We start from the raw sequence: 21,606 nt of genomic DNA on the forward strand, positions 1-21,606 counted from the left end.
CATTTTTTAGTATTTATTCAAGTTTCAGCGCAAATAAAAATAACTTATATCGAAAAAGCACTTTTCATTTTGCAGAATGACACCAATTATATAACTGTACGCAAAAACCTGTACGGGAAATATGCTGAATCTACAATGATTCCCGTAAAAATTGTCTGCAGGTATTTTTAAACACTTAAGGAATAATAATGCAAGTATTTGACGACGCCTCTTTATCTATCGGCAACACGCCTCTGGTTAAACTTAATCGTGTTACTGGTGGTAATGTTTATGCCAAAATCGAATCGCGTAACCCGAGCTTCAGTGTTAAGTGCCGTATCGGCGCGAACATGATTTGGGATGCAGAATCACGTGGTGTACTCGGCCCAGGAAAAGAGATTGTTGAGCCTACCAGTGGTAACACCGGTATTGCACTTGCGTTTGTTGCCGCTTCACGTGGCTATAAACTGACATTAACCATGCCTAGCAGCATGAGTCTGGAACGCCGCAAACTGCTTAAAGCACTGGGCGCAAACCTGGTACTCACAGAAGCACCTAAAGGGATGAAAGGCGCAGTGGCAGCCGCTCAGGAAATCGTTGCATCAGATCCTGAGAAATATGTATTACTGCAGCAGTTCGATAACCCAGCCAACCCGGCAATTCATGAGAAAACCACAGGTCCTGAAATCTGGAACGCCACAGATGGTAAAGTTGATGCGTTTGTTGCTGGTGTTGGTACCGGTGGTACTATCACAGGTGTTAGCCGTTACCTTAAAAACACCCAAGGTAAAGCCATTACGTCTATCGCGGTAGAACCTAAAGACTCTCCTGTCATCACACAGGCGAAAAACGGCGAAGAACTCACACCTGGGCCACACAAAATACAAGGTATTGGTGCAGGCTTTATTCCAGGTAACCTAGACTTAGACTTAATTGACGAAGTTGAGCAAGTTTCCAACGAAGAATGTATGGAAATGACCCACCGCCTGATGAAAGAAGAAGGTATTCTGGCGGGCATCTCTTCAGGTGCGGCCGTGGTTGCAGCGAAGCGTTTCGCTGAAAAGCCAGAAAACAAAGACAAAATTGTGGTTGTTCTGTTAGCGAGCGGTACCGAACGTTACCTGAGTAGCCCATTGTTCGCAGGTGAATTTAGCGATCAAGAAGAAGTTCAGTAAGCATTTGTAAATTAAATAGAAAAGCGAGGTTCACACCTCGCTTTTTTTTTGTCATTATTTTCTGCTATTTTTACTTGTAGCATTTATAAATACCGGAATTATTATGACAATCACCCATTTCACCCTCAGCCGATTTACGCTTATCAGTTTATTGGCAATTGTGCTGTGCGCCTGTGGTGAAAAGAAAGAAGGACTTGGTCGTTATGGCATGATGGACGAGAATACCCCTGATTATGCCGCCCTCACCTTTATGCAAAGTATTTACGAAGGTAAAAACATTTCAAAAGCTATAGAACTGAGTTCAGATAGCATGGCTAGAATGCTTAAGCGCTATCGCACCAATCGTAACGTGCAACGTTACATTGTAAATTTGCGATATGACACCGTTACGATAACCCCTCAAGGTGGTAATGGCGTAGGACGCAGTGAGTTTTCAGAAAGCGCCAACGTGACGTTATTTTTTAGCGGCATGTACGGCGATGATAAAGTGGAAGATTTACGCACAGTGAATATGATCCGAGAAGACGGCCAATGGAAGGTTGACCGTATCGCCCCGGATCATTTTATGTAATTACTGGCCGACTGCCACCCCTTCACGACGGGGATCGGCGCCGCCAATTAGTTTACCGTCTTTAACCTGAATTCCGTGCAGGCCAGAGTTGAGATCCATGATTTTTACATCATGCCCTAACGCTTCCAGCGCCGGTTTCAAGCTTTCAGCCTGAGTACCTGCTTCAAGAGCAGTATAGTCATTGCGGTTGGTCATGCGCGGCAAATTAATAGCTTGTTGAATATCCAACCCAAAGTCTAATACACCAAACAGCGTCTGCGCCACGTAATCAATAATACGACTACCGCCGGGAGAACCCACAACCAGTTCCAGTTGATTATTATCGTCGAACACCATGGTGGGGCTCATTGCACTGCGAGGCCGCTTACCAGGCTCTACGCGGTTAACAACCGGCCAGCCGTTGATATCTGGGTTAAATGAAAAGTCAGTGAGCTGATTGTTTAACAGAAAACCCTCGACCATCAAACCCGAACCAAACATAAACTCAATGCTGGTGGTAATGGAAATGGCATTGCCGTCTTTGTCAACGATGGAGAAATGGCTGGTATTGGGCTGCTCGCGGTTCATACCCAAGTGCACATTTGCGTTGGTATAAGGCTTACCGGCTTTCGCTTTCCGCCAAGATTTGTCAGCGCCGATGCTGTCTGCTCGTCGCTTCAAATACGGTGCATTAATAAGGGAGGCGAATGGAATATCATTAAAATCGCTGTCTGCAATATACATTTCGCGGTCAGCAAAACTGAGTGCACTGGCTTGAGCAAACAAATTGGCAAACGCTGCACTGTCTGGAGTTAATGAAGCAATATCCTGCCCTTCAAGCAACTTCATGATTTGGTAAACATTTACACCACCAGAGCTGGGAGGCGCCATACCGCATATTTTGTGGTCACGGTATTCACCACACACTGGCTTTTTCTCTAATGGCTTGTAACTGGCAATATCTTCCGGTGTGATTTGACCGGGATTAATAGACGCACTGTTTACCGTTTTAGCAATCTTTTCAGCCACAGGCCCTTCATAAAAATAGTCTGCTCCGTCGTTAGCAATCCGCGTCAGCGTATCAGCCAGCGCTTTGTTTTTCTTAATCATGCCTTCCTTAAGAGGCTTACCTGCCGGATAAAAATACGTCGCACTAGATGGAAAGGTCTTGAGTCCCGGATGTTTTTCAAGGCCAACCAGGTGCGCTAGACGTGCAGAAACCCGAAATCCATTGGCGCTGGTATTAATGGCATCATCGAACAACTCTTTCCATTCTAGTGTGCCAAATTTTTTCTGCGCCATTTCCAAAGCGCGAAGGGCGCCCGGTACACCCACAGATTTACCGCCAACCACAGCCTCAATCCAGCTCATTGGCTTTTTACCTTCATAAAACCAGTATGGAGATACGGCGGCAGGCGCAGTCTCGCGTCCATCAAAAGTATGCAGCGTTTTGGTTTTATTATCCCAATACAGAATAAAGGCACCGCCGCCAATCCCCGATGACTGTGGCTCCACCAGCGTTAACATGGCCTGAACGGCTACCGCAGCGTCGATGGCCGAGCCACCTTTTTCAATAATATTTTTACCTGCCCAGGATGCATAAGGGTTTGCAGCAACAACCATATAATCTTCAGCAATATGGGCCTTTTTCTGCTCATAACCAGTAGCAGCCTCAGGCTCATTACGCTCTACCGCATAAGAAGTCGCGGTAAGTGATACGGATAAACAAACGACTTTAATTGTCGTTGCAAGGATTCCCTGACTAAACTTCAATGTTCGATTTCCTCTGGGTTTATTTGAACTTGTCCCGGTTTACAGGACGCTTATTGATGAATGCATCGAAGGCTTCTTTGGCCGCTTCAGAACTAAGAGCTTCGAGAAAAATATCTAATTCAGTGCTGATCTGCTGTTGTACGGCATCTTGCTCGTTGTTCATAAGTAGCTTGGTTTGCTTTAATGCAAACGACGGTTTCTGCGCCAACTTCTTACACACGTTACTTACGTGTTCATCAAGTTGGTTTGCAGGCACGATGCCTGTAACCACACCATAATCACAGGCTTCCTGCGCCCCAAACGTTTCTCCGAGCATCAGCCACTCACTGGCTTTACGTTTGCCCGCGATGCGCGGCAAAATGTAACTTGATGCATATTCCGGAACCAGTCCGAGGTTAATAAAAGGCAGGCAGAAAACACTTTCTGGCGCACTGTATACCAGGTCGCAATGTAACAATAAGGTAGTACCAATGCCAACAGCAACGCCATGAACTTGCGCTACAACGGGATTAGAGCATGCGCAAAGGGCGTTCATGAAAGCCACCACCTCAGCAACATTATCGCCTTCATTGCGATGGGCAAAATCCGCTATATCATTTCCAGCGGTAAAACCGTCTCCCTCACCTTTCAGTAAAATCACTTTTACCTCGGAATCTTGCTCTGCAGCGATAAGCGCATCAGCAAGTTGCTGATACATTTCCCTTGTCAGTGCATTTTTTTTATCAGCACGATTAAAACTGAGTGTCAGTACGTGGTTGTCAAAATGACTAAGAATGGATTGCATTGGGTACACTCCCTTAAAAATTCAGGCAATTTGTAGTGAGTTTTCTGTATCATAGCGACTTAATGACAAAAACTACAAAACTCCATGACAGATAAATCCAAACAATTCATTACTGCCTATGGTGGTCCTGTCCTTCTTGCGTTGATTGCACTGCTCGCACAGGCATTCGAACCCCTCTCAGGACAATGGCTCGCTTACGATCGCTACGCTGTTGAAGGTATGGAAACCTGGCGTCTCCTTACCGCAAACATCGTCCACACTAACTTTTATCATACGCTGCTGAATCTCACCGGTTTACTCTTGCTCAGTCTGCTACATAGTCAGCACTACCGTATTATTCGCTTTTGGAAAGTGTTCTTGTGGTGCGCAGTACTCACCAGCGTGGGCATTTACTTTTTCTCCCCTGGCCTAATTTGGTATGCAGGTTTGTCTGGCGCCCTTCATGGCATGTTTATCTGGGGCGCCTGTATGGACATTCGCGCCGGCCTGAAGTCAGGCTTTCTGTTGTTGGCAGGTGTGCTATTAAAGGTATGCTATGAACAATTTTATGGAAGCTCAGACGAACTGGCGTCGCTGATAGATGCCACAGTAGCAGTCGATGCGCATCTATACGGAGCAATAGCAGGGATGATCATTTTTGTGCTAATGATCATCCCCGCCCGCCGTTCGCGATAATGACGAGTTAAGCGGGATCTGTCCAGGTATAAGCCGACAATCCAAGTCCATCAATCACTTGATTAATATGCGCCAAGGCTTCATCGCTAGGGCCAGGGTAATCACCGGCAATGGCAACATTGCCCTGATAACCAATATCCTTTGTGCCCTGAGGCGAACTGAAGTACCCCGCGAGAACGAGTGCTCGTAAACGGGCAAATGACTGAGCGGGTCGTTCAAACGCCGCAGGGGTTTGCGCATTTAGTGTCGCTATATCATCTAAGATTAAACGTTGTAGCTCAGGCGCAAGTGCGATAAATGACTCACCACCTCTAATGACTGCCTCATCATTTAGCCAGGTTAAAAGCGGTAAAATCATCTCACGGTCTCGCTGTTGAGAAGCGTAAGGCGCACTTACCCACTCATCAATCACGTCGGGTACTTTCACTTGAGTGGCAGATGGATACTCTCCTTCTGCTGGTACAATTAAGTCAGACAAAATGGCCACAAGGTTTAATTGATCAGAAGAAAGGGTGCGCGGCCAAACCTGTGACGGAGGAGAAATAAGATCAGGATCTTTTCCATATCCCGGTGCTGTTATTGGTTTTAGCGCTAACTCTGGCCAGTGTCCGGCTGTGGTACCAACCTGCTTGGCTTGCCCTGCCCCCGATGAACATGCACTGAGACCAGGAAACGCCACGCTCGCCGCCATTATACCCATCCATTTCAATGAATCGCGACGTGTCATTGAAGGCGCGTAGGATCGAATTTTGTTTGTGTTATCACCCATCATTACATTGCTCCCTGCTTGATTTGCTTAGCCAGCCAGTCTGCATTCCGCATCGCCAGTGTCATAATGGTCAACGTACAGTTCTTGTGAGGATTCGATGCAAATACGCCAGCATCCATGACAAACAAGTTGTCACAATCCCACGTTTGCCCCCACTGGTTGGTCACTGAGTTTGTTGGATCATCACCCATTCGCGTAGTACCCACTTCGTGAATGATTTGCCCCCCTTTCAAAATCGCATCTTCGGGATCAGGCAACGCGCCTACCTCGGCGCCCATGTTGGTGAGAATTTTCTTCGCCGTTTCCAAACCATGCCGAACCTGATTAATTTCATTTTCCGACCACTTCCAATGGAAGCGTGCAACCGGAATGCCCCATTTATCCGTTACGGTTTCGTCTATGTCCATGTAGCAATCGTCGTTGGGCAGCATTTCACCGCGAAGGGCGAAGCCAATATAGCTACCATAAGCCGCGCGGGCTTCTTCCTTCACTTCGACACCATAGCCTTGAAAATCACCGGCTACCCAAGCGCCGGGCTCGCGAAAGCCACTCCCAATTTCAAAGTGATACCCACGTGGAAAATCAAGCTCACCTTTCGCCTGTGCATCGTGTCCCCACCAAGGAATAAACAGGTGGTTAGACGTATGTCCATCTTCATTGTAGCGTGGGCGATTACGCAATGCGGGGATATATGCGCCAAGATTGGCACCGGTTGAGTCCATCAGGTTTCGTCCAATCTGACCGCTTGAATTGGCCAGTCCTGCTGGGTGCTTTTCAGACCGGGAGTTCAACATAATACGGGCTGATTCACAGGCACTGGCAGCCAATATAACCACAGGGGCATCCAGCGCAACGTTTTCCCCACTGGATTTATTCACATAAGTTACGCCGATCACTTTTCCAGTATCATCAGTGCGTACTTCCCGCACCATGGCATCGGTGATGACAGTAAGGTTTCCGGTGGCTTTTGCTAGGGGAATGAGTGATGTGGTTGTTTGAAAGGCCGCCCCAATTGAACAGCCACGTCCACAAGAGGTAGCGTATAGACATTTTTGCCGTATATCCTGAGAACGGGTAAGCACCGCACGGTGCATGGGTGCCATGCGAATACCTTCTTTACCGGCAGCCGCCGCAACCAGTAATTCTGTTACTCGCGCTTTAGGGGGTGGCTGCAGTACACCCGGCGCTGAGTCTGGCATATCCTCGTGGCCTGTGTTCGCGCCACACACCCCCACCAAGGTTTCTGTTTTGTCGTACCAGCTTGCAATATCTTGGTATTCGAAAGGCCAATCAGCACCATGACCATCACGGGTTTTGCCCTTAAAATCATGCTCGGAAAAACGCAAAGAGAAACGGCCCCAGTGATTAGTTCTGCCACCCAGCATTCTTGCACGCCACCACATGAATTCGGTGTCTTCATCCATGGTGTATGGTTCATCTGGCACAGACCACCCGCCGTCTACGGTGGCATCGTAGAAACCAAAATCTTTATCTTTATTACCCGAGCCCAACAGCGGTGCATCGGCATTGCGATTGAACATGGGTGTTTCAGCACGGGGATTGTAATCACGGCCTGCCTCGAGCATTAATACCTTGATGCCCTGGCGCGTAAGCTCGTAAGCCGCCATGGCGCCACCAGCACCAGACCCAACAACCAGTACCTGGAAATCTGTATTCGCCATGATTACAGCTCCTTGATACGCATGTTCTTAAACCACACAACATTGCCGTGGTCTTGCAGACCTAAATGCCCCGTTTCGTTGGCCGCAAACCCGTTCCAGTTTGCAAATTTACTCGCTGCAACTAGATTGTCCCAGGTCGAGGTGCCGAGAACCACATTGGTGGTCATGACATCGTTTTGCCAAATTTGTAGCAACTTATCCTGCAGCTTTATCCGCACGGTGTTCCACTCGCCAGCGGGTTTTAACGCGGATGAATGCACGGCCACCATGTCGTAGAGAGATCCTGCAAGATGGGTATCGATTTTATTGTCGTGGGCTTTTTCGTTATCCAATATCTGAATTTCTGGCGCATGGGAATAAATCATTTTTCCTTTTTCATCGGCCAGAATGAAAATCCCGCTGTTGCCAGCTTCACTGATTTTCCAGTCGATATAAAGGTCGAAGTCGCCAAATGCCTGCTTACTGATGAGATCCCCTGCACCGGCTTTTTCCAATTTAAGCGCACCGTTTTCGACTACCCAACCTGGCTGAATATCGCTCTTTTGATAATTACGCCATGCCGTCGGGGCTTTTCCATCGAATAACGATATCCATCCCTGTGCTTTTTGTTCAGCGGTGAGTTGATTATCCTGTGCAAGCGCAGTGGTCGTGGTGGTGGTACTGACTATCAATGCAGATAGAAGGGTCTTGAAACGATTCATTTCCGTTACCTGTTCGTTAAATTATTGTCGTTATAGTGTTTTTATCCTTCAACACTACGTTAACGCGAACAGGGGATGGTGTACAGATGACAGAGGTGAAGAGGATAGCTGTCATCGACAACAGCTATCCTGGGTGCGGTGAATTACAGATTTGTCTCAAACAATTTGTAGATCCGACGGTATTCGTCTAACCAAGAACTTGGTTGTACAAAACCATGAGGCTCTACGGGATATATCGCCGTTTCAAAGTTCTGCTTCTCTAGCTCGATAAGGCGCTGCACCAAACGAACAGAATCCTGGAAAAACACATTGTCATCGACCATAGGAGATATGATCAGCAATGGATTCTGTAGCCCTTCAGCAAAGTAGATGGGCGAGCTTCGTTCAAATGCGAGTGGATCGACATCTGGCGTATTGAGGATGTTAGCAGTATACGGCGCGTTATAGTGAGCCCAGTCAGTTACTGGACGTAGCGCTGCACCGGCTGCAAACAAATCAGGATCGGTAAACATAGATATAAAGGTCAGGAACCCGCCATAGGAACCACCGTATGTACCAATTCTTCCGCGGTCGACGTTGGCATTTTCAATCAGCCAATTAACGCCATCGTTAAGATCTTCTACTTCAGGTTTCCCCATTTGACGATAAATCGCGGTACGCCAGTCTCGGCCGTAGCCTTTAGAGGCGCGGTAATCCATGTCCATCACCACATAGCCTTGCTGCACAAGCATGCTGTTAAACATGTATTCGCGGAAGTATCCCGACCATCCAAGGTGAGCATTTTGCAAATAACCAGCACCATGGTTAAACACCACGGCACGTTTTTTCGCGCCTGCATTTTCGCTCATTGAAGCAGTGTCGTTTGGCAAATAGACGCGGGCGTAAATGGGCTGGTCAGTATGACTGGATGGAATGGCGACCACTTGTGGCGTTGCCCAAGGCATAGACAAGAACTCGTCGCTGATAGTATCGGTGATTTTTTTCGCTGCGGCGGTTTGCCCCACTTTCTTTATATACAGCTCTGGTGGACGATTAACCTTACTGTGCGTCAACAGTAATGTTTGTTGATCCGGACTTAACACGTAATCCGTCATACCGTTTAGTTCAGTAAGCGCTTCACTCGCACCGGTCTCTACGTTCACACGGTAAATTTCGTAGATTCCAGGATGTTTCTTATTTGCACGGTAATAAACATACTTATCATCGTCAGATAAGGTAAGGTCTTCGACTACGAATTTCCCCGCAGTTAATTGGCGTGCTGTTTGCCCAGGTTGCTGAACATAAAGATGCGAATAGCCATCTTTTTCCGACTGATAATACAAGGTATTAGAATGATTCAACCAACCCATTCTATTGTGGCTATAGTTGATCCAAGCATCGTCGTGAAGCCTTTCCTGCGTGACCAGCTTTGCGTTGTCAAAATCGACAGTAACAATCCAACGATCTTTATTATCCCAGGCTTCCAGCATTAGCGCTAACCCGTTGCCGTCGTTACTCCAACTCACAGAAGGGTTGTTGGCATCCCAACTGCTCATCAGGGTAATGTCACGAGGCAAACGATTAACCTGGTAGTCCTCACCTTTGGCTTTGGCATTTTCTGTTTTTACAGCAGCCAGCACATCATCGTTGTAGCCAGGCAGACTCACATAAGACAGTTTCGTTTTCTTATTGGTTTTCAGGTTCACCAGCCAGGCATCGTGATTAGCCGACTTTACATCGGCCACACGTGCCCGGGCACGAACCGGTTTGATGCGTGCATCTTCTTGAATGTAGTGCGGCATGATGTCAGTTTCATCACGATAAGGCACATCTTTCGTTGTCACTACTACAGCATATTGGCCATTTGGCGATACCGATGCCGTGACCAACCTGTCACCTTTTTCAAAATAAACAGGCTCAGCGACAAATGCCGGACTGACTTGCTTAAGGGTTTCGGTGCGGTCAGCGGAAGCCTGACGTTGCTTGCGCTTTTTATCAAGGTAACGAATGAGCGAAAGCTGCTCTTCTGCGATGTAATCGTTCGGCGCAGATACCGCTTCGGGTTTATCTGCAAACTTCCACTCCATAAGCTGTTCACGTTTACCGTTGTCTAAATCGATGGCGACGATATGTGAACCTGCTGAGAACATCAGTCGACCATCGGTCATAAAACGTAACGCACGCAGCGACTCGCCGCCACGTACTAACTGTTCAAGCGGTTGACCGTTGCGTTTCACAAACAGGCTGTCGCCAACTCGAAATGCGGTAACGGTACCGTCAGCATTGGTGGTCTTCTCATCGAATCGATAAAGATACTGCTCTGAAAGTGGTACTTGCTCAGCATTGCCAGGATTATTAATAGACGCGGTATACACATCACGCAAATGGCTATTTTCACGCTCCTGTTCATACACCAGTTTGCTGCCATCTAGGTTCCATCCAGGACGACTGGGTGAACGTCCCATCCACTGCGGATCAGACATGATTTTCTTAAGGGTAATCGTGCCATCAGAATGCGTATTTTCAACAATTGGATTTACCACTGCAGCCGGTGCTGGCGATTGCACAGAGGTAGAAGTAGCAACAGGGTGTGTTTCACTAGTCGTAGACGCACAACCAGAGACTGAGCCACCTAAAGTAGCTGCAATTACGAGGCTTAACATTTTTTTCATTATAGATCTGTCTTTAGTATGTTATTTATAAGCAGGTTAATTATACGCAACAAGCCATGTTCGACAGCGGGATTCATCGAATTAACTTGTGAGATCATCCCAGCCTAACGGTGTAAAGTCGGGTTAGTCAACCCAACCGCCACAGCGGTTTCCGCTTTGCTGAGACTGTGCGACACTTCCTTCACATCATTGAGGATATTATGAAAAAAACACTTTTGTTCGCCACGCTCGCCATGCTTTCAGGGTCAGCGATTGCAGATTCCTGCCCTTCTGTACTTAAATTCGTAAAGCGTAAACTGAACTCCCAGGAAACCGTCAACCTCTGTGAAGCATACCAGGGCAAGGCGTTACTTATCGTAAACACTGCAAGCTATTGTGGTTTCACGCCACAGTTTGAAGGCCTTGAGGCAATGTATGATAAGTATAAAGATCAGAATTTTGCGATTCTTGGATTTCCCTCGCACGATTTCAACCAAGAAGCCAACGATGAAGGAAAAACCGCTGAATTATGTGAATTGACGTACGGTGTGAAGTTTCCCATGTTCGAGCCTACCGTTGTGACCGGCGACGATCAGGACCCACTCTATCGCATGCTAACCAATGCAACGGGTGAAGAGCCAAGCTGGAACTTCAATAAATACCTGGTAGATAAAAACGGAAAAATTGTTAAGCATTATGGCAGTCGCGTGAAACCTTCCGACGATAAACTGGTTGCCGATATCGAAGCGGCCATGTAATTCTCTTTGCATCGCCCATAAAAAAGCCCCGCAGAATCTGCGGGGCAATCAAGCACACTCAACTTGGAACACACTTTAGCGGTAACGTTATAAGCTGTTAAGCTCTCCCTTAACGTTAATTGCTAACTGCATTAATTTAGTCAATGGTATTATTCTTTAGTTCAATTTTTTCAGAAAAATTTTGAAATATTTCTCATATCGGGCTGAATTATTTCTTAAGTAGTTGAAATAGAATGAGAATAAAATATAAGAATTAAGAGAAGTGAAGCAAGCAGCGGACTATCAAACATCACCCGGTATCGAAGTTCGCCAAAACGCCAAACGAGAAAAACGACTATCCGCTTACTTGCTGAAATCAGCTTAACAGAGTTGTAGCAATATAGCTTCTAAAATAACCACATATTTACAAATCTGAGCAGCGTGGCGCGATAGTGTTATCACGCCACTGAATTAAACAGTTCTATTAAGAAAATTTGCTGAATGCCTGTTTAAAGTCATTAACCAGATCATCGGTCTCTTCAATACCAACAGACAGTCTAATCATGCCTTCGGAAATCCCCATCTTCTGGCGTTCTTCCAGTCCATTCTCATAAAAAATTGTTGAGGCAACGGGTAGCGCCAGTGTGCGATTGTCGCCAAGATGCGTTGCACAAATCACCAACTCAAGGGCATTAATGAAATCACGTGGGCTGATACGGTCGACTAAATCTACGCTAAGTATTGCACCGTAGCCACCGTGCATGATTTCGCGGGCAATAAAGTGCTGAGGATGCTCAGACAAGCCCGGATAATGCACTTTCTCGACTAACGGATGATTATCCAGGAAAGTCGCCAACTTCATGGCGTTTTCACAGTTTCTGTTCATGCGCAACGCCAACGTTTCCAAGCCTGTAGCAATGGTAACAGCTGACGCTGGTGCAAGTGTCGCCCCCATGTCGCGCAGCCCTTTCTTCTTCACCTGCATCAAACCCCATTGCGCGGTATCTGCCACCTGGTAATTGGATTTGATATTTGGAAATTGCGTCCAGTCGAAAGTACCTAAATCGACTACTACGCCACCAAGGACATTCCCGTGACCAGATACATACTTAGTCAGCGAAGAAATCACCATAGAGGCACCGGCGGCTTTGGCATCAAACAGCGGCGGCGGGGTCATGGTATTATCGAGAATAAATAACAGCGACTTTTCTTTACAGAATTGACCGATGGCCTGTACATCTGCCACCTGTGTTGCCGGGTTCGCAACCGTTTCGGAAAACACGGCACGGGTATTCGGTTGATAGAGCGCTTTTACATCGTCTACTGATGTCACATCCGCAAAGCTAATCTGAATACCTAAATCGGCCATGGTGTCGGCAAAGCAGCGGGTATTACCAAACAGGTACTGACTCATAATAATATGGTCACCGGCTTTTAAGAGAGACAATAACGTCCCACTGATGGCTGCCATACCCGTTGCAAAGCACACCGCCCCTACACCGCCCTCAAGCTCATTAAGAATATTCTGCAATGAAGCAATTGATGGCGAAGACGAACGAGAATAAACGTGGCCGAGAACTTTGCCCTGAAACACGTCAATGATGCCCTGCGCATCATCGAAGGCATAAAGTACAGAATTGGTAGTCGCCGTATGTACGGTGCCATCAGCTGGTTTGTTAAGCACACGGTCGGCATGGACCTGACGGGTAGTGAATCCCTGTTTATTCACGCTGAAACTCCACGTTTGAATGGTATTGGATTGTGCAGAATCACTTCGAAGATGATGAGTAGTGTCCGGGGGCAGAACGCAAACAGCACAAGTGACTATGCCAGTGGGACTGAATATTAACTTAATCAGCGGCTTTCGCCCAGTGTCAATTCAGACTATGAGTGCAAGTATACGCTTAGAGGTAAAAATACAGCATGTGATTAACCGTGCTATTTCAATAAATTCGTCTATACATTATGTTTTATTCCAAATTGTCAGCATAAAAATTGTTATTAAGTCTCGTATTTTGCGCGGGCAGTGGCATAATGCCGTCCTCGCTTAATTATCACGCAACGTGAGGAACTATCGTGTTTGAAGTGTTACCCCAACTATCCCCAGATCCAATTCTTGGTTTATCCGCCTCTTTCCGTGAAGATACAAATCCGGCTAAGATTGATTTAGGTGTTGGCGTTTATAAAGATGAGCAAGGCAAAACTCCTATCATGTCTTCTGTGGCTAAAGCCCAGAATATTCTGTTAGAAAGAGAAACCACTAAAACCTATATCACGCCACAAGGTCATCAAGGTTTTATCGACGGCCTGCTGAAACTGTTGCTGGGCGAAAACAGCAAAGTGATGATGGCTGACCGTGTAGCGGCTGTAATGGCACCAGGTGGTTGTGGCTCTTTGCGCATTCTTTCTGAACTACTTGCACGTTGCGGCGACAATCTGAAATGCTGGGTGAGCGATCCTACGTGGGCCAACCACATTCCACTGATTGGTTCAGCTGGCCTCGAAATTAAAACCTATCCGTATTTCGATAAAGAAGCCGCGGGTATCAATTTCGACGCAATGATGGAAACCCTTAAGCAAACGGGCAAAGGCGACATCGTGTTACTTCACGGTTGCTGCCACAACCCAACGGGGGCTGACTTAACTAACGCACAGTGGGATGAAATCCTGGTTCTGGCACAAGAACGTGGTTTCCTGCCATTTATTGACGTTGCTTACCTAGGTTTTGGTGACGGCCTGGAAGAAGATGCTTACGGTATCCGTTTGCTCGCTGAAAACCTGCCAGAAGTTATCATTGCTGCATCTTGCTCAAAGAACTTTGGTCTGTACCGCGAGCGCACAGGTTTAGCTGCAATCGTTACTAACGATTCAGCAACCCGCAAAATTGCTCAAGGACAAATTCAGTCTGTAGCCCGAGCAATCTACTCTATGCCACCAAGCTGGGGCGGCGCTCTGGTAGATATCATTCTGGCTGACACGGCACTGAAAAACGAGTGGATGACAGAAGTGAATGAAATGCGTAACCGTATGTCTTCACTGCGTACGATGCTAGTAGATAAACTTACCGAAAATGGTGCAGATAAAGATTTCAGCTTCTTAAATACGCAGAAAGGGATGTTCTCTTACTTGTGTATTACCCCAGAGCAAGTTCGCGAGATTCGTGCGAAGCACGCGGTTTACTTTGTGGATTCAAGCCGAATTAACGTTGCAGGTATTAACCAAAACAACGTTGATACGCTAGCAAAAGCACTGATTTCAGTACTGTGATTTAAGACAGTGATGAAAACGAAAAGGGTGACATTGTGTCACCCTTTTTTATTTAAAAATACTCTAACCCGCTAAGTTCATCGTCTATTTCGGTTTGTCCGAAATCACGTGGATGGATGGAGAATGCCCGTAGCCGGGTTTCCATTCTGCCAATAATTCCTGCAGCAAGGGATTCGAGATTGATAAAAGCGTCTTCCGTATTACTGGTTTTAAGTTCCTGCTGAACAATCTCTACCAGATCTTTTCTTAAGTTGGGCTTTAATTCACTGAACGATGGATTTTCTAACACTTTACTTGCAACAGCTTCGCTCAATGCAAGACTACCTGCTCGGCTTGAAAGAAAGGCATCGTGTAGATGATTTTTCATTTGTACAATATCATGGTTCGATTCTTTAAGTGCATGCTCCTGCATCCAGGCCAGAAAACACATATTCAACGCGGGAAGCAGTTTAGTGCCCAAATCAATAAGCAAACTCTGACTGACAAGCTCTGCAGATGCTACCTGTTTAACAAGCAATGAAACATGCTCCGCGTTAAACATTACTCGCTCACCGAAGCAGAACACCGGGCCTTGTTTGCGCAGCGTGGTAAATACTTTTACTGTGGTTTCGTCGCAACCTCCGGCGCGATTATCAAAATACAATGGCCTGTTTTGATGACGGAACTCCAGGCAGGCGTAAATGCCCCGCTCTTTCAAGGCCGACAAGGTAATGCGCGCAATATCACTGACATCCTCAGCTTCATTGAGATGTGATAATAACCCCATTCCCATACTATAAAGTGCAGCCTGATTAACGGCTTGCCGGGAAGCGAGTTCTGTTTGCTCATTACTCAGCTTTAAACGTTTTAGCGTTTCAGACTGACTTTGAATGGCCACCAGGGTTTCATGCAGCGGTACAACGTTATATGGCTTAGTAAAATAGTAAGCCACCCCCTGTTTGTACGCGTCTACCATGACTTCTTCGTCTTTAATGTGACTGACAACGACAACAGCAGGCGTGGTGATGGTATCTGGATCGGATTTCTCGGGTACCAGGCAGACTGCCACTTCACCGCCAATTTCCCATTCACTCACCACAATCAAATAACTTTTTTGCTCAAGCATAGATTTAGCCTGAGCAAAGGAGTTTGCTATATCAACGGTGAAGATATCCGACAATGACAACTGATGTATTTCTGCCTGTATCTCATCGGGTTCGACGACGAGTAAATTCAACGGTGCCTCCGGTGCATTTTTGCCATATCAACTAAGGTATAGCTTCTGAAAAGCAATCTTGCACGGAATGCCCTGAAATAAAGGGAAAAAAGCTACCCGCCCCGTTGGGTCGAAGGCCAGGTAGCGGGGAAATTAGGCCGCGAGCACGCTTGGCGTATCAGCAATCTGCCGATACGTTCGGCTGACCATTTTTTGAATTCGACGGCAAGCCTCGACATGCCTGGCATCACGCTGGAAATACACCTGCTCGATCACAGCGCCGGATTCATCAATGAGAAAACTGGCTAGCCGGGCTTGCTTGTGAGGTAAAAACCACTGCAATAAACGCAACTGCTTTTCTTGTGGTGTCTGCAAAATCTTCTGCATAATGCAAAACGGCATTTTCACGGTGTTAACCCGAAAATCGCCACCACAAAATGTGGTAAGTGATTGAGATTTATCTTCACCTTCCTCAGTGCGAACACCAAAGGAATGGATTAAATTGTCGATAGTTTTTAGGCCTGTGTTCATAACACCTCCAAATACTGTACAGGTAAACAGTACTGTATAAACGAACACATATCAAGCAAATTGTATAAAAAAAGCCCGAATCGGGCTTTTTTTAATTTATTGCTGATCGACCGCTTGCGGGTCGCTCGGCTGATAATGCCCCACATGCTGTTGTTTTTTGCGGCCACGTAGCAAGTTGCGTACGTCGTGCATCATCATGTACAGACAAGGCACCAGCAACAAAGTAATCACAGTGGCAAATAAAATACCGAATGCCAGCGATACTGCCATCGGGATAACAATTTGTGCCTGTAAACTTTTTTCTGCCACGATGGGCATTAAGCCCATAAAGGTAGTCAATGACGTTAATACAATGGCGCGGAAACGTTGTGTTCCTGCCTGAACGGCAGCATCAATCAATCGGTGCCCTTCTTGTCGTGCCCGGTTTACAAAATCAACCATAATAAGGCTGTCGTTTACCACTACGCCAGATAACGCAATAATGCCGCATATCGACAATACACTCACCGCCAAGCCGAGTACCAGGTGGCCAAAAATAGCGCCAACAATGCCAAATGGAATAACCGACATGATAATAAACGGCTGGCTATAAGACTTCAGAGGAATGGCTAACAGCGCATATATCGCAAACAGCGCGAAGATAAGCCCCTGCGCAAGCCCCAACATAGCGTCTGCTTCCTCTTTTGAGTTACCTTGTAACTTAAAATTCACCCGTGGATAGCGTTCAAGTAAATCTGGCACAATGGTCATCGTGACTTCACGGGTAATTTCACCCGGCTCAATGAGATCTTTATTCACTTTGGCGGTAACCGTAACCGAGCGATTTCCATCAACCCGAAGAATCGAGTCGTACCCTTTGCCCAGGGAGATCTCGCCCACTTCTTCGAACGGAATATCATCGCCATTTGCCGCGCGTACTCGCATTTCTTGCAAATGACTGATAGAGGAACGCTCTTCTTTGGGATAGCGCACCATCACCTTCACTTCTTCTTCATCACGCTGAATACGTTGCACCTCAGCGCCGTAGAAGCCGTATCTTACCTGCTGTCCAAGTTGCTGCAGCGAAATACCCAACGCATCTGCCTGTGGTGTCAGTGATAGCTGAATTTCATCACTGCCCCCAGCAAAGGTATCATTAATATCGGTTACACCTTCAAAGGTCGACAAACGCTGTTTTAACTCAGCACTGATAGACCGTAACGCGTCGATATTGGACGAAGTAAATTCAAAACTGAGGTCGGCACCGCCGCCGAACCCACCGCCAGCGCCGATATCCAGTGTTTTCATTCCAGGTATTTCAGGCAGCTCATCACGCCAGCGTTGATGGATCTCAAAGTCCTTCATTTCACGGCTTTCACCTTTGGTCAGTTCCACGAAGATCTCACCCCCTGTGGAACCGCTGTCAAATGCTACGGCATGTTTGACGATGGCGGCACCAGTTTCGTCAGTGATGGTTTTATCCATACGGCTCATGGCTTCGAGAAGCGTATTGAGAGTTTGGTCACGCTGCTGGATTGACGAACCAGGCTCAAGCTCGAAGGAAGCCTGCATAAAATCGCTGGGAATATTGGGGAAAAACACAAAGCGAACCAAGCCACCCGCAAACAGACCAATGGTGAGGATCATCATTGCCACAAATACAGACAGCGTTAAATAACGATAATGAATAGCTTTGCGTAAAAACGGCGCATACTTTTTGTCGACAAAGGTTTTAATGCCTTCAGCAAAGAAGTCTCTGAAACGCTGGAAACGATTCGCTTTTGCCGGGTCGTAAGGCTTGAGCTTCATGTGTGCCAAGTGAGCAGGTAGGATAAGTTTGGATTCCAACAAAGAGAAAAGTAAGCAAACAATCACCACCCACCCGATTGTATTCCAAATTACGCCCATTGGTCCGGAAACCAGAACCATTGGGGTAAACGCAGCTACCGTGGTTAATACGCCGAAGGTGGCAGGCATTGCCACTTTCTTCACGCCGACAATCACGTTCTCGGTAGAGTGGCCTTTTTTATCTATTTCCGAATACGCGGATTCTCCCATGATAATGGCATCATCCACCACAATCCCGAGCACCAGAATAAACGCAAACAAACTCAACATATTGATAGAGACATCGATAGCGTCTGTTGGCATCACCAGCAACGTGCCTAAGAAGCACACGGGTAGCCCCCATATCACCCAGAACGCCAGTTTAATTTTCAGGAACAACGACAGCACGATAAACACCAATAAAGCGCCGAAGAACATGTTCGACAACATCATATTTAAGCGGTCTGCTAAATAAAACGAACTGTCACCCCACGAATCGGCTGAAATATTCCCCGGGAAGCTGTCGCGGTTTTCGTCGAGGTATTGATTAACCTGCTTGGAAATTTCTAATGCGTTTTGATCGCCCACGGCACGAACGCGAATATGCACTGCATCTTTGTGATCAAACTCAGAGAATTGATTGTCTTCAACAAAACCGTCGTTGATCTCAGCCACATCACCTAAGGTCACCCGACTGCCGTTGCTGTCGGTGAGCAGAATGATACGGGCGAATTCGTCGCCGCGGTAAGCCTGCCCTTTGGTGCGCAGCAGAATGTCGCCATTTTCCGTTTTTATCGAGCCACCAGGTAAATCAACACTAGAAGCACGTACCACATTTACAACTTCTGAAAATGTCAGGCTATATTTTTGCAATGCAACTTCAGACAGTTCAATAGACACTTCATAGTCACGGGCACCTTCAACAGACACGCTTGAAATACCCGGCAAATTTGCAATGTCATCTCGCATGCTTTTGGCAAATTCTTTTAGCTCACGCTCGCTGGCATCACCGTACACCGACACCCATATAACGTCCTGCTGAATTTTTTGACGGTATACCACGGGCTTTTCGGTATTGTTAGGAAAACTGGGAATGGCGTCGACGAGCACTTTTACCTCGTCCATCACATCCTGTACGTCGTAGTCGTCTTCCACCTCAATACTTACCGTGCCCATGCCTTCCACGGCGGTTGAGTTAATCTGCTTAATACCTTCAACTTCTTTGATGGCTTCTTCGATTTTAAGGATGACACCCTCTTCCACTTCCTGTGGGGCGGCACCCAGATAAGGCACTCGAACGTTAATCACGTTAATTTCAAAGGCCGGAAAAACCTGTTTCTGAATTGAAAGGGCTGAAAAAATGCCGCCGATGATCAATATGATCATCAATAAGTTCGCCGCTACACTGTTTCTTGCGAACCAGGCAATGACGCCTTTTTGCGTGTCAACTCTACTCATCGCTACCACCTGTAACATTCAGTTCAATAGCGTCAGCGTCGGTATCGTTTTCCTGCTGGAGTTCTTCGCCAGAAATTCTCACTTTCATGCCTTCATAAGGGTTTGGCACTACACTGAATACCACTTTTGGCTGTTCGGGTAACCCGTCGTTGATATACACATGTTTAGCGGTGGCACGAATCACTTCAACGTCGTTTATTTGTAGCGTGTTCTCATCAGAAACAGTGAGAATAGAATTGTCTAGTCGTAAGACACTGCGAGGAAGTACATAAAGGGGTTGTGACTGTGTGCCTGTTATCTCTGCCTCAGCAAACTGGCCAAATCGCAGTGTGGCGCGGGCAGGATCTTTATTCATATTGTACGGGTCGTTGATCTGAGCAACGGCATAAATAACCCGACTGCCTGAATCGAGAATACCTTCGGTACGCATTAATTTAGCTTGCCAGTGTTGTCGTTGTCCTGCCACTTTAGCTGAAAGCACAACCTCAGTGTTGTTGGCTAATTCAGCTTGCAAATCAATATACGCCAATTCAGATTCCGTAATCGGTAAACGCACTTCCGCCACATCAGTGGAATACAGCGTACCGACTTCGCTCCCCGATGATACAAATTGCCCCAGGTCGATATTGCGAGCAATCACAATACCGTTGTACGGCGCCTTAATTTCAGTTCTGTCGAGGTTACGACGTGCTCTTTCGAGTTTGGCTTCTGCGGCTTTCACGTTCGCCTGCTCACTGGCGAGTTGCGGTTTCCGTAAGCCCAATTCTGGCGGAACCTTGGAGTTCACCGAGCGCCATTCGGTTTCAGCCACCTTGCCGCGGGCAATCTCTTCTTGCAATGCTGCCACAGCTTGCGCCAATTCAGCTTCAGCGAGTTTTAATTCGGTTTCATAATCGGTTTGTTCCAGTACCGCCAGAACATCTCCTTTATTAAACATGCCGCCCACTTCAAACACGTCTGCAAGCGACACAACCTGACCACTTACCTGGGCACTAATTCGTGTCTGATTTTTTGGCACCACATTGCCCTGTGAACTCACCACAAAAGCGGTTGCCTCACGATTCACGACTTGTGCTTCTACCAGAAAATCTTTGGTCACCACCTCTTTTTGCTCAGGTGGCTTTTTCGATGCAATGAAAATGATGGCCAGCAATACGGCGATTAAAAGTACAAGTAATGGTCCGATAGATCTGACCCAACCGCTTTTAGACATGGTGCTTCCTTTATGGGATATCGTTTTGACAGGTAAAGACGCAGCCTGAAGAAGAATGCAAATTACCCTTATAATAATGATGGCGCTAAGTGTAACCGCCTTCCGTAAAGCTGACTGCTTTTAGATTGTTAAATTTTATTTCTAAATCTATAAACCTGTTACAAATAATGTATAGCCTATAAATGACGTTTTAATGCACAGGTTTTGTCTGTCGCTCGCCGCTAAAAAACGTCGAAAAGCTGATACGGTTAAAATATCTTCAAAACATCTTGAACTGTTGATATTTTAGACTTAAGTTGTATAGGTATTAGTCGTTTAGCACGAGGGATCCCATGAGTCTAAAAAAACAGTATTTGAAATCTAAACCAGCTTGCAAAGTCACTTTCAGATTAAATGCCAATGAAGCCAAGGAAGCAGAAACCGCGAAGCTTATCGGCGATTTCAACGAATGGGATTTAGAAGTCACGCCTATGAAGAAACTGAAAAACGGTGACTTTACGCAAACGGTAACGTTGGAATCAGACAGCGAGTATCAGTTCCGCTATTTGTTAAATGATGATGTTTGGGAAAATGATTGGGAAGCAGACGCTTATACTCCCTCCCCTGTCTCTCTCGAAGAAAACTCTGTGGTCAGAGTTTAAATACGATTAATCACGGGTAAAGCTCCTGATCATGCAGGAG

Annotated in this window: 17 protein-coding genes; 6 read left to right on the forward strand and 11 right to left on the reverse strand. The window is 46.6% G+C overall.

Annotated features, from left to right (window positions below; all coding sequences use genetic code 11):
- Positions 1 to 188 precede the first annotated feature (188 nt).
- Together cysK and ACXAGX_RS14575 are read left to right on the forward strand one after the other, a co-directional pair.
- Complete coding sequence (gene cysK / locus ACXAGX_RS14570) at positions 189 to 1,154, forward strand: cysteine synthase A (RefSeq protein ID WP_070127737.1); 966 nt, start codon at positions 189 to 191, stop codon at positions 1,152 to 1,154.
- 103 nt (positions 1,155 to 1,257) lie between these two features.
- The gene (locus ACXAGX_RS14575) at positions 1,258 to 1,725 is read left to right on the forward strand and encodes a nuclear transport factor 2 family protein (protein ID WP_474824722.1); all 468 of its coding nucleotides are present in this window, start codon (positions 1,258 to 1,260) and stop codon (positions 1,723 to 1,725) included.
- Here ACXAGX_RS14575 and ggt read toward each other — a convergent pair whose 3' ends face one another.
- Together ggt and ACXAGX_RS14585 are read right to left on the reverse strand one after the other, a co-directional pair.
- Positions 1,726 to 3,444 carry a gamma-glutamyltransferase gene (gene ggt / locus ACXAGX_RS14580; protein ID WP_474839601.1) on the reverse strand — a complete coding sequence of 573 codons (1,719 nt, stop codon included), beginning with the start codon at positions 3,442 to 3,444 and terminating at the stop codon, positions 1,726 to 1,728.
- Positions 3,445 to 3,496: 52 nt separating this feature from the next.
- Positions 3,497 to 4,261 (reverse strand): enoyl-CoA hydratase, encoded by a 765-nt coding sequence (locus ACXAGX_RS14585; protein WP_474839203.1) that lies wholly within the window; start codon positions 4,259 to 4,261, stop codon positions 3,497 to 3,499.
- A gap of 84 nt (positions 4,262 to 4,345) precedes the next feature.
- On the opposite strand from ACXAGX_RS14585, the gene rrtA reads away from it, so the two are divergent.
- Complete coding sequence (gene rrtA / locus ACXAGX_RS14590) at positions 4,346 to 4,936, forward strand: rhombosortase (RefSeq protein ID WP_474839205.1); 591 nt, start codon at positions 4,346 to 4,348, stop codon at positions 4,934 to 4,936.
- A 7-nt stretch (positions 4,937 to 4,943) separates the two neighbouring features.
- On the opposite strand, the gene ACXAGX_RS14595 is transcribed toward rrtA, so the two are convergent.
- The 4 genes from ACXAGX_RS14595 to ACXAGX_RS14610 all read right to left on the reverse strand — a co-directional run bounded on the left by ACXAGX_RS14595 (position 4,944) and on the right by ACXAGX_RS14610 (position 10,739).
- Positions 4,944 to 5,708, reverse strand: coding sequence for a gluconate 2-dehydrogenase subunit 3 family protein (locus ACXAGX_RS14595; RefSeq protein WP_474839207.1), 765 nt, complete (start codon positions 5,706 to 5,708; stop codon positions 4,944 to 4,946).
- On the reverse strand, positions 5,708 to 7,387 hold the full coding sequence (locus tag ACXAGX_RS14600) for a GMC family oxidoreductase (protein ID WP_474839209.1): 1,680 nt from the start codon (positions 7,385 to 7,387) through the stop codon (positions 5,708 to 5,710). Before ACXAGX_RS14600 ends, ACXAGX_RS14595 begins: the two co-directional genes overlap by 1 nt.
- A gap of 2 nt (positions 7,388 to 7,389) precedes the next feature.
- Positions 7,390 to 8,088, reverse strand: coding sequence for a 3-keto-disaccharide hydrolase (locus ACXAGX_RS14605; RefSeq protein ID WP_474839211.1), 699 nt, complete (start codon positions 8,086 to 8,088; stop codon positions 7,390 to 7,392).
- A gap of 143 nt (positions 8,089 to 8,231) precedes the next feature.
- Positions 8,232 to 10,739 carry a prolyl oligopeptidase family serine peptidase gene (locus tag ACXAGX_RS14610; RefSeq protein ID WP_474839213.1) on the reverse strand — a complete coding sequence of 836 codons (2,508 nt, stop codon included), beginning with the start codon at positions 10,737 to 10,739 and terminating at the stop codon, positions 8,232 to 8,234.
- Positions 10,740 to 10,939: 200 nt separating this feature from the next.
- Here ACXAGX_RS14610 and ACXAGX_RS14615 point away from each other — a divergent pair, with 200 nt between their 5' ends.
- Positions 10,940 to 11,476, forward strand: a complete 537-nt coding sequence (locus tag ACXAGX_RS14615; RefSeq protein WP_474839215.1) for a glutathione peroxidase — start codon at positions 10,940 to 10,942, stop codon at positions 11,474 to 11,476.
- 463 nt (positions 11,477 to 11,939) lie between these two features.
- Here the strand turns inward: ACXAGX_RS14615 and ACXAGX_RS14620 are convergent, their stop codons facing one another.
- On the reverse strand, positions 11,940 to 13,184 hold the full coding sequence (locus tag ACXAGX_RS14620; RefSeq protein ID WP_474839217.1) for a cystathionine gamma-synthase family protein: 1,245 nt from the start codon (positions 13,182 to 13,184) through the stop codon (positions 11,940 to 11,942).
- Between the two features lie 347 nt (positions 13,185 to 13,531).
- On the opposite strand from ACXAGX_RS14620, the gene ACXAGX_RS14625 reads away from it, so the two are divergent.
- The gene (locus tag ACXAGX_RS14625) at positions 13,532 to 14,722 is read left to right on the forward strand and encodes an amino acid aminotransferase (RefSeq protein ID WP_474824731.1); all 1,191 of its coding nucleotides are present in this window, start codon (positions 13,532 to 13,534) and stop codon (positions 14,720 to 14,722) included.
- A gap of 52 nt (positions 14,723 to 14,774) precedes the next feature.
- Here ACXAGX_RS14625 and ACXAGX_RS14630 read toward each other — a convergent pair whose 3' ends face one another.
- From ACXAGX_RS14630 to ACXAGX_RS14645, 4 genes are all read right to left on the reverse strand, one after another.
- Positions 14,775 to 15,938, reverse strand: a complete 1,164-nt coding sequence (locus tag ACXAGX_RS14630) for a hypothetical protein (protein ID WP_474824732.1) — start codon at positions 15,936 to 15,938, stop codon at positions 14,775 to 14,777.
- Between the two features lie 132 nt (positions 15,939 to 16,070).
- On the reverse strand, positions 16,071 to 16,448 hold the full coding sequence (locus ACXAGX_RS14635) for a hypothetical protein (protein ID WP_474824733.1): 378 nt from the start codon (positions 16,446 to 16,448) through the stop codon (positions 16,071 to 16,073).
- 96 nt (positions 16,449 to 16,544) lie between these two features.
- Positions 16,545 to 19,712, reverse strand: coding sequence for an efflux RND transporter permease subunit (locus tag ACXAGX_RS14640; protein ID WP_474824734.1), 3,168 nt, complete (start codon positions 19,710 to 19,712; stop codon positions 16,545 to 16,547).
- Positions 19,705 to 20,925 carry an efflux RND transporter periplasmic adaptor subunit gene (locus ACXAGX_RS14645; RefSeq protein WP_474839219.1) on the reverse strand — a complete coding sequence of 407 codons (1,221 nt, stop codon included), beginning with the start codon at positions 20,923 to 20,925 and terminating at the stop codon, positions 19,705 to 19,707. Before ACXAGX_RS14645 ends, ACXAGX_RS14640 begins: the two co-directional genes overlap by 8 nt.
- Before the next feature lie 332 nt (positions 20,926 to 21,257).
- Between ACXAGX_RS14645 and ACXAGX_RS14650 the strand changes: the two genes are divergently transcribed.
- Positions 21,258 to 21,566, forward strand: a complete 309-nt coding sequence (locus tag ACXAGX_RS14650) for an isoamylase early set domain-containing protein (protein WP_474839221.1) — start codon at positions 21,258 to 21,260, stop codon at positions 21,564 to 21,566.
- Positions 21,567 to 21,606: the final 40 nt, after the last annotated feature.

The organism is Alteromonas sp. ABV4_515 (assembly GCF_056160345.1).

Coding starts and splice junctions, on each gene's coding strand:
- ACXAGX_RS14575 (WP_474824722.1), top strand. CDS start 1,258: ATGACAATCACCCATTTCACCCTCAGCCGATTTACGCTTATCAGTTTA.
- ACXAGX_RS14585 (WP_474839203.1), bottom strand. CDS start 4,261: ATGCAATCCATTCTTAGTCATTTTGACAACCACGTACTGACACTCAGT.
- ACXAGX_RS14650 (WP_474839221.1), top strand. CDS start 21,258: ATGAGTCTAAAAAAACAGTATTTGAAATCTAAACCAGCTTGCAAAGTC.
- cysK (WP_070127737.1), top strand. CDS start 189: ATGCAAGTATTTGACGACGCCTCTTTATCTATCGGCAACACGCCTCTG.
- ACXAGX_RS14605 (WP_474839211.1), bottom strand. CDS start 8,088: ATGAATCGTTTCAAGACCCTTCTATCTGCATTGATAGTCAGTACCACC.
- ACXAGX_RS14610 (WP_474839213.1), bottom strand. CDS start 10,739: ATGAAAAAAATGTTAAGCCTCGTAATTGCAGCTACTTTAGGTGGCTCA.
- ACXAGX_RS14615 (WP_474839215.1), top strand. CDS start 10,940: ATGAAAAAAACACTTTTGTTCGCCACGCTCGCCATGCTTTCAGGGTCA.
- ACXAGX_RS14635 (WP_474824733.1), bottom strand. CDS start 16,448: ATGAACACAGGCCTAAAAACTATCGACAATTTAATCCATTCCTTTGGT.
- ACXAGX_RS14640 (WP_474824734.1), bottom strand. CDS start 19,712: ATGAGTAGAGTTGACACGCAAAAAGGCGTCATTGCCTGGTTCGCAAGA.
- ACXAGX_RS14600 (WP_474839209.1), bottom strand. CDS start 7,387: ATGGCGAATACAGATTTCCAGGTACTGGTTGTTGGGTCTGGTGCTGGT.
- ACXAGX_RS14645 (WP_474839219.1), bottom strand. CDS start 20,925: ATGTCTAAAAGCGGTTGGGTCAGATCTATCGGACCATTACTTGTACTT.
- rrtA (WP_474839205.1), top strand. CDS start 4,346: ATGACAGATAAATCCAAACAATTCATTACTGCCTATGGTGGTCCTGTC.
- ACXAGX_RS14595 (WP_474839207.1), bottom strand. CDS start 5,708: ATGATGGGTGATAACACAAACAAAATTCGATCCTACGCGCCTTCAATG.